Origin of the sequence: Microbulbifer halophilus, from assembly GCF_026183675.1 — a bacterium.
Lineage (GTDB): Bacteria > Pseudomonadota > Gammaproteobacteria > Pseudomonadales > Cellvibrionaceae > Microbulbifer > Microbulbifer halophilus.
The window spans coordinates 18,653-31,039 of sequence record NZ_JAPIVK010000023.1; the positions used below are offsets into that span (position 1 = coordinate 18,653).

At 64.3% G+C, this 12,387-nt stretch carries 9 protein-coding genes; 4 read left to right on the forward strand and 5 right to left on the reverse strand.

Features of this window, described 5'->3' with window-relative positions:
* Positions 1-252 precede the first annotated feature (252 nt).
* The 3 genes from OQE62_RS12805 to uvrA form a co-directional block, all read right to left on the reverse strand.
* Positions 253-1,728 (reverse strand): serine hydrolase, encoded by a 1,476-nt coding sequence (locus OQE62_RS12805; RefSeq protein WP_265722437.1) that lies wholly within the window; start codon positions 1,726-1,728, stop codon positions 253-255.
* Between the two features lie 53 nt (positions 1,729-1,781).
* A complete protein-coding gene (locus OQE62_RS12810; RefSeq protein ID WP_265722484.1) occupies positions 1,782-2,546 on the reverse strand; it encodes a helix-turn-helix domain-containing protein in 765 nt (254 codons plus the stop codon).
* 358 nt (positions 2,547-2,904) lie between these two features.
* Positions 2,905-5,730 (reverse strand): excinuclease ABC subunit UvrA, encoded by a 2,826-nt coding sequence (uvrA, locus tag OQE62_RS12815; protein WP_265722438.1) that lies wholly within the window; start codon positions 5,728-5,730, stop codon positions 2,905-2,907.
* Positions 5,731-6,080: 350 nt separating this feature from the next.
* On the opposite strand from uvrA, the gene OQE62_RS12820 reads away from it, so the two are divergent.
* From OQE62_RS12820 to OQE62_RS12835, 4 genes are all read left to right on the forward strand, one after another.
* Entirely contained in the window at positions 6,081-7,487 is a 1,407-nt protein-coding gene (locus OQE62_RS12820) for a mannose-1-phosphate guanylyltransferase/mannose-6-phosphate isomerase (RefSeq protein WP_265722439.1), read from the forward strand.
* 239 nt (positions 7,488-7,726) lie between these two features.
* Positions 7,727-8,890 carry an MFS transporter gene (locus OQE62_RS12825; protein WP_265722440.1) on the forward strand — a complete coding sequence of 388 codons (1,164 nt, stop codon included), beginning with the start codon at positions 7,727-7,729 and terminating at the stop codon, positions 8,888-8,890.
* A 107-nt stretch (positions 8,891-8,997) separates the two neighbouring features.
* On the forward strand, positions 8,998-9,579 hold the full coding sequence (gene ssb / locus OQE62_RS12830) for a single-stranded DNA-binding protein (RefSeq protein WP_265722441.1): 582 nt from the start codon (positions 8,998-9,000) through the stop codon (positions 9,577-9,579).
* Positions 9,580-9,597: 18 nt separating this feature from the next.
* Entirely contained in the window at positions 9,598-10,458 is an 861-nt protein-coding gene (locus tag OQE62_RS12835) for a sugar nucleotide-binding protein (protein WP_265722442.1), read from the forward strand.
* A 75-nt stretch (positions 10,459-10,533) separates the two neighbouring features.
* Here the strand turns inward: OQE62_RS12835 and fabB are convergent, their stop codons facing one another.
* Together fabB and fabA are read right to left on the reverse strand one after the other, a co-directional pair.
* Complete coding sequence (gene fabB, locus OQE62_RS12840; RefSeq protein ID WP_265722443.1) at positions 10,534-11,757, reverse strand: beta-ketoacyl-ACP synthase I; 1,224 nt, start codon at positions 11,755-11,757, stop codon at positions 10,534-10,536.
* Positions 11,758-11,813: 56 nt separating this feature from the next.
* A complete protein-coding gene (gene fabA / locus OQE62_RS12845) occupies positions 11,814-12,338 on the reverse strand; it encodes a 3-hydroxyacyl-[acyl-carrier-protein] dehydratase FabA (protein ID WP_265722444.1) in 525 nt (174 codons plus the stop codon).
* Between the last annotated feature and the right edge of the window lie 49 nt (positions 12,339-12,387).

Below are 12,387 nucleotides of genomic sequence, written 5' to 3' on the forward strand. Positions count from 1 at the left end.
GGACACACTTCCAGATCGCTTTTTCGGTAAAACGCCCTGAGCCTAGTGAAGAAACCCGGAGTGGTCCAGAGGATTTCCCGGCAAAACCAATCGGTCATCATAGACGTACCAGTCGAGACGGTCGCCAGTAAAACTGCGTCACGAAATCAGGGAGGAAAAGCCGTCCCGCCTCTATCGGTTCTCGGTTGAGGAAATATTGAAAGCGAGAGGGTGGGGAAGCTATCCCCACAGAGTCTCTGCCGAAGTGCCCGCTCAAGGCCGCCTTGTAAACTCCCGCTCCAGGAAGCGTACCCCGCTGACATCGCCGGACTCGTCGACCAGGAAGTGCGCCACACTCCCCCCGCCGTTCACTTCGATACGAAAGGCATTGTCCCCGGCGTCGTAAATTTCGGCGGACGAGTGCGCCACACCCAGGCGCACTTCCAGTCCTTCCTCGCCCAGGCGCCACTCCATAGTGCCGAGTTCGTTGTTTTCATAGATGCCGGCATAGGCTTCCAGCGGATGGTTCGGGAGGGATGCGCGCTGTTTGCGCTCCCGTAAATGTTTCGCGTAGCGCTCTCGATAGGCCGCCAGTCGCTGCTTCATGTCTTTCAGCCTGTGGGCAAAGCGTTTCGTTACCTCATCTCGATCCAGCAACCATTCGTAGATATAGTTCGCCATCAAGTCCACTGCGGGCGTGGTGGCATTGGCGAGCACCACCACACCGATATCGCGCTCCGGCATAAAGGACATGTGCGTGCGGTATCCGGAGAAGGCGCCGAAGCGGTGCAGCAGAGGCTCACCCTCATAGTCGCCGATATCCCAGCCGTATCCCCAGCCGGTGCGATGGTAGTCGCCGAATTGCCGGTCCTGTCTGGAGTGCCGCTGTTGCGTTAGCAGCAGCGGCGCTTCGGGCAGGAAGCGTTCACCTTCCATGTTTCCACCGGCGATATGCGCGGCTACAAAGCGTGCCAGGCTGGAGGCAGTGGAGAAATGGCCGCCCGCGGCGTGCAGGTTCGCATCTGCCTTGAGTAGCGGGATACGGCTGATCGTTGCTGTGGCTAGGTTGTGCGGCAGTGCTATGCGCTCCTCCGCCAGCTCCGAAACTTGTGCTGTGGTCTGCGCCATGCCCAGTGGCGCCAGCACTTCCGCTTCCACTGCCCGCTTCCAGCCGTGTACCCCTTCTCGGCCGAGTACCAGGCCGAGGAGGTTGTAGCCCAGGTTGTTGTAGTCAAAGGTTTTGCCGTTTTCAGAGGGCTGGTAATCCTTGAGCAGTGCCACCAGCTTGGCGCGGGTAAAGTCCCCGCTGTAGGCTGTGCGAAGCACTATCGGCCAGCGATCTTCCATGCCGTGGCGCATGGCCAGTAACTCATCCAGAGTGACTCCCTGTGCATCCCAGGTAGCGCCTTCGAGTTCTGGCAGGTAGTCCACGAGTGGTGCATCCAGGTCGAGTTCGCCGCGGGCGGCCCGGAGGGCAACGGCCGAGGCTGTCAGGGCCTTGGTGCTGGAGGCGATGTAGAAGTATGTATCGTTGTTCACCGTTCGGCCGGTGTTTGCATCTGCAATACCAAAGCTGCGCTGGTGTACTATTCGGTCGCCCCGAATCACCGCGATACCCATGCCCGGTACCGCGCGCAGTGCCACCAGGCGCTCACCGAAATCCGTGACTTCTGCCCGCCAGTCCGCGGCCTGGGCAGACAGCCCCACTGCCCAGGTCAGTGCAAAGCCAATTACTCTCTCAAGTATCATCCCGAAAACTCCGTTGTCGACATTATCCGGAGCCAGTCTAGGGGCATCGCTGGTCATTTTTCTTGTACAAATGAAACCCGGGAAGCCAAGTCCCGGATTGCTCCGGGGCTTACTCCCGCCAGGGTGCGCAGATCGCGGCAGAAGTGGGAGTGGTCGGTGTAGCCGCAGGCGTGGGCAACTTCGCACAGATTGTGGCTGGAACCGGTCAGGGCGGCGATCGCACGGCGAAAACGTGCGAGTTTGCGGTATTGGGCCACGGAGACACCGTTGTGGCGTCGGAAGGCGCGCGACAGCGATACGGCGTGGACGCCGGCCAGCTCGGCGAGCCGCTGTACGCAGAGGGATTCCTCCGCGGCGTCGTCCAACTGCTCTTTGATCGGGCGCAACCAGGCGGGGGCCGCGTCCCGGCCAGGTTCTTCCGTCCTCGTCAGTTCGGCAAGCAGGTCGATCACCGCCTCCTCGATGGAGGTGGTGGGCGCACCGGAGGTCGATTGCAGCCGCGCGAGCAAGGCTACCATCTGCCGGAGTCCGGGACCATTGTGCATCCAGCGCCAGTTATCGTGCCCGTCGATGCCGGATTCATGCCAGAGCCGGTTGTCGGCGTCGAACTTGATCTGTAACAGTCGGGCTCCCTCCGGCCCCACCCAATCGGTGTGGGACACCTCCGCCGGTTTGATAACCAGGCTGAATGGCGCGGCGGTTTCCTCGCGCCGCCGAACCTGTTCGCGCAAACTGCCGGCGATCAGGAAGCTGATGCCGTGATGGCTGTGGCTGTGTCGTCTTTGCCGGTAACCCGCTGCGTAGTGAACCAGTCGCACCGACAAGCCGTTGCCCGGTGTTTCGTGCAGGACCTGAAACTTTGCCGGCTTGTCCCGGGAATGAGCGTTAGTAGTAGACAGGGGGCAGCCTCTTTCGGATCATCTGTGGTCGGAACCCTACGTTTTACTAGACGCAGTTGCGTATAGGTCCAGATGCACTTCGGTCAGGCTTGAACAGACCTGCCTCTCGTGCTGCAGCCCCGGCTTTTAAATATCACGCAGTAATTAGTTGCGTGGCCGTTGGTGAATAGAAACTCGGACACAAAAAAGGGCGAAACCGGAGCGGCCCGCCCTGTTGATATCGGATGAGTTGGGTTTTGCTGGGCCCACCCTAAGCCACCGGCTGTTTCGCCCTTCGTCAGCTCAGCATCGGCTTCAGGAAGCGTCCGGTGTGGGAGGCCTCGACCTCAACTACTTCCTCCGGCGCGCCGGTGGCAATGATCTCGCCGCCGCCGGAACCGCCTTCCGGTCCCAGGTCGACGATCCAGTCGGCGGTCTTGATCACATCCAGGTTGTGTTCGATCACGACGATGGTGTTGCCGTGGTCGCGCAGCCGGTGCAGTACGTCCAGCAGCAACTGGATATCCGCGAAGTGCAGGCCGGTAGTGGGTTCGTCGAGGATGTACAGCGTCTGGCCGGTATCGCGTTTGGACAGCTCGCGGGACAGCTTGACCCGTTGCGCTTCGCCGCCGGACAGGGTGGTCGCCGCCTGGCCCAGCTTGATATAGGACAGGCCCACATCCATCAGTGTCTGCAGCTTCTTGGCGATGGAGGGGACCGGGTCGAAGAATTCCCGCGCTTCCTCGATGGTCATCTCCAGTACTTCCTGGATGTTTTTGCCCTTGTAGCGCACCTCGAGGGTCTCGCGGTTGTAGCGCCGGCCCTTGCAGGTGTCGCAGGGCACGTAGATATCCGGCAGGAAGTGCATTTCCACCTTGATCACGCCGTCGCCCTGGCAGGCCTCGCAGCGGCCGCCCTTGACGTTGAAGCTGAAACGCCCGGGCTTGTAGCCCCGCGAACGGGCCTCCTGGGTGCCGGCAAAGAGTTCGCGGATGGGAGTGAAGATGCCGGTGTAGGTGGCCGGATTCGAGCGCGGTGTGCGGCCGATGGGGCTCTGGTCGATATCCACGCACTTGTCGAAGTGATCCAGGCCTTCCACCGCCCCGTAGGGCGCGGCCTTGAGGGTGCTGGCCTTGTTCAGCGCCGTGGCCGCCAGTGGGTAGAGGGTGGCGTTGATCAGTGTCGACTTGCCGGAGCCGGAGACACCGGTGACGCAGGTGAGCAGGCCCACCGGAATCTCCAGGTCGACGGCCTTGAGGTTATTGCCACTGGCGCCCTCGATGCGCAGCCAGTAGTCCGGGTCGGGCAGGTAGCGTTCCTCCGGTACGGCGATTTCCTTTACGCCTGCCAGGTACTGGCCGGTGAGTGAGCGCTCGCAGGCGGCGATCTTCTCCGCCGGCCCGGCCGCCACCACCTCGCCGCCGTGGACGCCGGCACCGGGGCCGATATCGACGATGAAGTCGGCGCTGCGGATGGCCTCTTCGTCGTGCTCCACCACGATCACGGTATTGCCCAGGTCGCGCAGGTGCGTCAGCGTGCCCAGCAGTCGCTCGTTGTCCCGCTGGTGCAGGCCGATGGAGGGTTCGTCGAGAATGTACATCACGCCCACAAGCCCGGCGCCGATCTGGCTGGCCAGTCGGATGCGCTGGGCCTCGCCGCCGGACAGGGTCTCGGCGCTGCGGTTCAGGCTCAGGTAATTCAGGCCCACATCCACCAGGAAGCGGAAGCGGTCGCGCAGCTCCTTGAGGATCTTGTCGGCGATCTCCTTCTGCGCACCGTCGAAACGGACCTGGTGGGCAAAGTAATCAAAGGCATCGCCCACCGGCAGCTCGGTAACCTGTGACAGGGTGCGGTCGTCGATGAAGACGTTGCGCGCCTCGCGGCGCAGGCGGGTACCCTCGCATTCCGGGCAGCTCTGGGTGCTCAGGTATTTGGCCAGCTCGTCGCGCACCGATTGGGACTCGGTGTCGCGGTAGCGGCGCTGGAAGTTGGGGATGATGCCCTCGAAGGTATGGCGGCGCACGGTGACATCGCCGCGGGCGTTGACGTAGCTGAAGTCGATTACCTCGTCGCCGCTGCCGTGCAGTATCAACTGTCTGTGCGCCTTGCGCAGTTTCTTCCACGGCTTGTCCAGGTCGAAACCGTAGTGCTCGGCCAGGGAGTCGAGCATATGGAAGTAGTAGATATTGCGGCGGTCCCAGCCGCGGATGGCGCCCTCGGAAAGGCTGCTCTCCGGGTCGAGGATCATCTTGTCCTCGTCGAAAAATTGCTTTACGCCCAGGCCGTCGCAGCTGGGGCAGGCGCCGGCGGGGTTGTTGAACGAGAACAGGCGCGGCTCCAGTTCGTCCAGGGAGTAGTCGCATACCGGGCAGGCGTGGCGGGCGGAGAATAGGTGGTCTTCTTTTTCGCCCTCCATATAGCTGATGGAGGCGATGCCGTCGGTCAGCGCCAGCGCGGTTTCAAAGGATTCCGACAGGCGCAGCGCCAGATCCTCGCGCACCCTGAAGCGATCCACCACTACCTCGACGGTGTGTTTCTTGCGCTTGTCCAGTTTGGGGGTGTCGTCCAGGTCGCAGACCACGCCGTCGATACGTGCGCGCACGAAACCGTCGCGGCGCAGCTGTTCGAACACGTGCAGGTGCTCGCCCTTGCGGTCGCGCACGATCGGCGCCAGGAGCATGATCTTGCTGCCCTCGGGCAGCGCCAGCACCTGGTCTACCATCTGGCTCACCGTCTGTGCCTGCAGCGCCTCGTGGTGATCCGGGCAGCGGGGCTCGCCCACACGGGCGAACAGCAGGCGCAGGTAGTCGTAGATCTCGGTGATGGTACCCACGGTGGAGCGGGGGTTGTGGGAGGTGGACTTCTGCTCGATGGAGATCGCCGGCGACAGGCCCTCCACCGTGTCCACGTCCGGCTTTTCCATCATCGACAGGAACTGCCGCGCGTAGGTGGACAGCGACTCCACATAGCGGCGCTGCCCCTCCGCGTACAGGGTGTCGAAGGCGAGCGAGGACTTGCCGGAACCGGACAGGCCGGTGATCACGATCAGCTTGTCGCGGGGAATATCCAGATCGATATTCTTCAGGTTGTGGGTGCGCGCACCCCTTACATAAATCGTATCCACGCTCTACCTTCTTTTGACTCAAGTTTCGGGGTTCAGTTCAGGGAGCTGGAGCGGGGTGCGCCTTTCTGGGACACGCCGTGAATACGTCCCTGTAGGCTTGTCTGCGAGGTGTCCCGGCCGCTCCAGGTATTCACGGCGCCTTCGGCCCCTCTCGCAGACAGTCCCAGAAAGGCGCCCCCCCGCTCCAGCTTGTGCCCCCCGCAGACACCATGAACTCCGAAACTTGAGTTTTGAGATGCCAGTCGGGAGGCCGGGAGCGGTTGCGCCGCCGGAAAAGCAGCCAAGTATAATCCCGTCGTCAACTGTGCCAAAATTGCCCGCCAGAAAATGTCAGCAACCGATCGACACCTATGATCCCCGTCATCCTCTGCGGCGGCACCGGCTCGCGCCTGTGGCCGCTGTCCCGCGAAGCCTATCCGAAACAGTTCCTGTCCCTGGCCGGTAGCGACACCATGCTGCAGGCCACGGCGCTGCGCCTGGACGGCCTGCCGGGCCTGCGGCCCCCGATTCTGGTCTGCAACGAGGAGCACCGTTTCGCCGCCGCCGAGCAGTTGCAGGAGATAGACCGCGCCGCCCAGTCGATACTGCTGGAGCCCTGTGCCCGCAATACGGCACCGGCCATCGCGCTGGCGGCGCTGGCCGCGCTCGAGGGCGGTGACGACCCGCTATTGCTGGTGTTGCCGGCGGACCACGCGGTCGCCGATACCGAGGCCTTCCGCGCGGCGGTGGCGCCCGCCGCGGGGCTGGCGGAGCAGGGCAACCTGGTGACCTTTGGCATAGTGCCCAGCTGCGCCGAGACCGGCTACGGTTATATCCGCCGCGGTGAGGGGATCGGCGATGGCGCCTGGAAAGTGGCGGAATTTGTCGAGAAGCCGGATCTGGCCACCGCTGAAAAATATCTCGCCAGCGGCGACTACGCCTGGAACAGCGGCATGTTCCTGTTCCGGGCCTCGCGCTATATCGAGGAGCTGGCACAACACCGGCCGGAGATACTCGAGGCCTGCCGCGCGGCCTTCGCCGGCGCTGCGCGGGACCTGGACTTCACCCGTATCGACGGAGAGGCCTTCGCTGCCTGCCCCGAGGATTCGGTAGACTACGCCGTGATGGAAAAGACCGAGTCCGCCATCGTTGTGCCCATGGATGCCGGCTGGAGCGATGTGGGCTCCTGGTCCGCGCTCTGGGAGCTGGCGGACAAGGACGACGACGGCAACCTGCTGCTGGGCGACGTGCTGACCGAGGACAGCGAAGGCTGTCTGGTGCGCGCGGACAGCCGCCTGGTGGGGCTGCTGGGGGTGCGCGACCTGGTGGTGGTGGACACTGACGACGCGGTACTGGTCGCCGAGAAGCACCGTGTGCAGGACGTCAAAAAGCTGGTGACACAGCTCAAGCGCAGCGAGCGCAGTGAGGCGCAGAATCACCGCAAGGTCTACCGCCCCTGGGGCTACTACGACTCGGTGGACGGCGGGCCGCGCTTCCAGGTCAAGCGCATCGTGGTCAAGCCGGGCTGCAAGCTGTCCCTGCAAATGCACCACCACCGCGCCGAGCACTGGATCGTGGTGCGCGGCACTGCCAAAGTGACCCGCGGTGACGAGGAGCTGCTGCTGACCGAAAACCAGTCCACCTATATCCCGCTCGGCGTCACCCACCGCCTGGAAAACCCCGGCACCATCCAACTGGAGCTGATCGAGGTGCAGTCCGGCAGCTACCTGGGCGAAGACGATATCGTCCGCTTCGACGACACATATGGGCGCGCGTAGGGGCGAACCTTGTGTTCGCCCTTTCGACTTGGGCGCTTCGTCCCGACTGGTGTCACTAAGCTGACTCCGTGGCGGCCCTGCTGCCGGGGAAAGGTTTCGGGATATGCCGTGAATCCATCCCTGGAGGCTTGTCTGCGAGGTGTCCCGGCCGCTCCAGGTATTCACGGCGCCTTCGGCCCTACAGCCAGAGGTTTTGCCTGTTACAATGCGCGCCCAGTTTTGGCTGTCCCGGGCATTCCATGAACTCCACCGAACGCCGCGCCCTCTCGGGCCTGGCCTCCCTGTACGTCTTCCGCATGCTGGGCCTGTTTATGGTGTTGCCGGTGCTGTCGGTCTACGGCGCCGACTACCGCGGCAGCACCCCGGCGCTGCTGGGCCTGGCGCTGGGTGCCTACGGCCTGAGCCAGGCGCTGTTGCAGATACCGCTGGGGATGCTGTCGGATCGCATCGGGCGCAAACCGGTGATTTTCATGGGACTGGCGGTATTCGCGCTGGGTAGCGTGGTCGCCGCCATGACGGAGTCGGTCTACGGCCTGATCGCCGGGCGCCTGCTGCAGGGCTGTGGCGCCATTGCCGCGGCCACCATGGCGCTGATGGCGGACCTGACCCGCGACGAGAAGCGCGGCCTGGCGATGGCCGCGATCGGCGCCGCCATCGGGATCGCCTTTATGCTGGCGATGATCCTGGGGCCGGCGCTGGCCGGGCTCGGTGGCCTGGCGGCGATTTTCTGGGTCACTGCGGCGCTGGCGCTGCTGGGCGCGCTGCTGGTCTGGCGGCTGGTGCCCACCCCGCGGGCGAACCCGCGAGCCGGCCTGCAGCGCGGCGACTTCCGCCGGTTGTTGCAAAGCGGTACCACCTGGCGGCTGGTGGGCGGGGTGTTTTTCTCCCACCTGCTGCTGACCGCACTGTTTGTCCCCCTGCCGCTGGAAATCGTGGCCAGGCTCGACTTGCCCAGCGCCGACCACTGGAAGCTCTACGGCCCGTTGATGGTGGGCGCCTTCCTGCTGATGCTGCCGCTGATGCGCGCGGTGGAGCGCGGCGGTCGGGTGTCGCAGGCGCTGCTGCTGGGTATGCTCGGCCTGGGGGGCGGTAGCGCCGCGCTCCTGATGCCCTGGGGGGGCGGCACTGCGCTGGTGGCGCTGCTGGCGGTATTCTTTATCATCTTCAATCTGCTGGAAGCGTTGCTGCCGGCCCAGCTGACGCGCACGGCGCCGGCGCAGTCCCGCGGTGCGGCGTCCGGCCTCTATGCGACCCTGCAGTTCCTGGGGGCCTTCTTCGGCGGCAGCCTCGGCGGTTACCTGTTCGGTCTCGGCGGCGCCCCGGCAGTGGCGCTGCTGGGCCTGGCGGTATCGGTACTATGGCTGCTGCTGTGGCTGCTGACGCTCGGGCGCACCCGGGGCTAGCGCTTACCAACCGGCGGCGGCTCTTGTATGCTGCTGGATAAATATCCACAATTGACGCATTCAAATTAGCGGAAGTATTTTCCGAACCTGAACGAGAGGAGAGGCCCATGGCCACTAGGGGTATCAACAAAGTCATTCTGATCGGCAATCTGGGCGTGGACCCGGAGACCCGCTTTACACCCAGCGGCGTGGCGGTGGCCAACGTGAGCCTGGCCACTTCCGACAGCTGGCGTGACAAGCAGACCGGCCAGCAGCAGGAGCGCACCGAGTGGCACCGGGTGGTTTTCTTCAACCGCCTGGCGGAGATCGTCGGCGAGTACCTGCGCAAGGGCAGCAAGGTTTATGTCGAGGGCCGCTTGCAGACCCGCAAGTGGCAGGACCAGAACGGCCAGGACCGCTACACCACCGAGATCGTCGCCAACGAAATGCAGATGCTCGACAGCCGCGGCGGTGGGGACCAGGGCGGCTTCGGCGGCGGCCAGGGCGCCGGCTTCCAACAGGGGGGGCAGCCGCAGGGCGGCGGTTTCCAGCAGGGCGGCCAGCAGCAGGATCCCTACGCCCAGGGCCGCACGGCCCCCTCGCCGATGGCGCCCTCCAACCAGCCCGGCGGCGGCCAGGCGCCGGGCCAGCCGAACCAGGCTCCGGCCGGCGGCTTCGACAACAGCTTCGACGACGACATCCCCTTCTAGGTCGGGCCGGGTTCGAGCGTGCCTGAGCTTCATACCGGGTATATCCCCGATACCGTCGCCGTGATCGGCGCCGGCAACCGCATCGACAGCGCGCTGCAGAAACGCCTGCAGCGTGTCGGCTTTCGCGTGCAGTTGCTGGCGCCGGAGCAGCTCGACGAGCTGCGCCCCGGCGCCATCGCCATCAACGCCTCCGCCTGCGCCGGCAACGACGGCATGTCGAAGGCGCTGAAGGTGTGCCGCGAGTTGGCGTTGGCGCAGAAGGACTGCAGCCATTTGGTACACCTGTCGTCCTACCGGGTGTTCGCCGGCGGCGAGCGCAAGCGCTACGACGAGGAGGACGAGCCGGCGCCGGTGACGGAGTCGGGGCTGCAGTGGCTCGCCTGCGAGCAGGCGCTGTTGGATTGCAAGAACCTCACCCTGCTGCGCTTCGGCTGGATGGTGGATCGCAGCGACGACGCGCTGCTGGGCAGAATCCTGCGCGGCCTGGTGGCACACAGGCCGATCGCCCTGGACGACCGCAGCGGCGGCAGCCCGGTAACCGTGGCGGACCTGGTCCGGGTGGCGGTGGCGGTGGCACAGCAACTGGCCAGTGGTGCGTCCGGCACCGGCATCTACCACTACGGCTCGTCGGACAGTTGCACCGCGCTGGAATTCGCCCGGGAAGTGGTGGAGCGGGCGCAGTCATTCTACGACGAGGATTTTGCCCCGGAACTGTCGGCGCTGCCGGAGGCGGAAACGGAAAATACCGGCAGCGCCGTGCTCGCCTGCAGCAAATTGCGCGATGTCTTCGGAATCCAGCAGCGCAGCTGGCGGCAGGGCCTCACGCGGCAGGTAGAGCTCTGGCTGGAGGCGGTTGAGAAGGGAAGCGACCGGGCATAACTGCCAGCCGCGAGGGTGATCTGTAAGGGCAAACACAAGGTTTGCCCTTACGCATCGATGGCGGCGGCCGACGGCTTAGACCTTGTCGAACACCAGGCACGCATTGGTACCGCCAAAGCCGAAGCTGTTGGACATGGCGCGCTCAATGCCGGTGTTGCGCACTTCCGTCACCAGATCCATTCCCGCTGCCTCTTCATCCTTGTTGTCCACATTGGCGGAGGCGGCGATAAAGTCGTTCTGCATCATCAGCAGGCAGTAGATGGCTTCCTGTACGCCGGCGGCGCCCAGGGAGTGGCCGGTCAGGGACTTGGTGGAGGCGAAAGCCGGCACCTTGTCGCCGAAGACGGCGCGCATTGCCTTGAGTTCGGCCACGTCGCCCACCGGTGTGGAGGTGCCGTGGGTGTTGATATAACCCACGTCGCCTTCCAGCCCCTGGCCGTCGAGGCCGGCCAGCGCCTGCTTCATGCAGCGCTCGGCGCCCTCGCCGCTGGGGGCGACCATATCGTAGCCGTCGGAGGTGGCGCCGTAACCGGTCAGCTCGGCGTAGATTCTGGCGCCGCGAGCCTTTGCGTGTTCCATTTCCTCCAGTACCAGGCAGCCGCCGCCGCCGGCGATCACGAAGCCGTCGCGGTCGGCGTCGTAGGGGCGCGAGGCCTTGTCCGGGGCGTCGTTGTACTTGGTGGACAGGGCGCCCATGGCGTCGAACAGGTGGGTCAGGCTCCAGGCCAGTTCCTCGCCGCCGCCGGCGAAAACGATGTCCTGTTTGCCCATCAGGATCTGCTCGGCACCGTTGCCGATACAGTGGGCGCTGGTGGCGCAGGCGGAGGAGATGCTGTAGTTGATGCCCTTGATCCTGAACGGCGTGGCCAGGCAGGCGGAGACGGTGCTGCCCATCACCTGCGGCACGCGGAAGGCGCCCACGCGGCGCACGCCCTTTTCCTTCAGTACCTGTGCGGCGTCGATGATCTCGCGGGTGGAGGTGCCGCCGGAACCCATGACGATGCCGGTGCGCGGGTTGGAGACATCGCTCTCCTCCAGGCCGGACATCTCGATCGCCTGCTGCATGGCGATATACGCGTAGGCCGCGGAGTCGCCCATAAAGCGCAGTTGCTTGCGGTCGATATGCTCCTTGAAGTCGATATCCACCTCGCCGCCGACCTGGCTGCGCAGGCCCAGTTCCTTGTATTCCTCCTGGAAACGGATGCCGCTGCGACCCTCTCTGAGGGAGGCAGTGACACTGTTGACATCGGTACCGATACAGGAGGTGATACCCATTCCGGTGACAGCGACCCGTCGCATAGTGATCTCCAACTGAAAAGCTTTTCGACAGTGTACTTTGTTATTGTTCTGGAGCGTCAGAAGTTGTCGGTGCGGGCGAACAGACCCACGCGCAGATCCCTGGCACTGTATATTTCGCGGCCGTCTACGGAAACCGTGCCGTCGCCGATGCCCATTACCAGCCTGCGCTCGACCAGCCGGCTCATCTGGATATGGTAGGTGACCTTTTTGTTGGTCGGTAGAATCTGGCCGGTAAACTTCACTTCGCCGCAGCCGAGGGCGCGGCCGCGGCCGGGGTTGCCCTTCCAGGCCAGGAAGTAACCGAGCAGCTGCCACATGGCGTCGAGGCCCAGGCAGCCGGGCATCACCGGGTCGCCGGGAAAGTGGCAGTCGAAGAACCACAGGTCGGGGTGAATATCGAGCTCGGCGATCAGTTCGCCCTTGCCATAGGCACCGCCTTCCTTGGATACATGAGTGATGCGGTCGAGCATCAGCATATCGGGTGCGGGCAGCTGCGCGTTGCCGGGGCCGAACATCTCGCCGCGCGAGCAGGCCAGCAGTTCTTCTTTGTCGTAGCTGCTTTTTTGAACGAAGTTACTCATCTTATTCCCATTTTTTTGGGTGTTCGCGCCACAGGGACTGGGCGTTTTT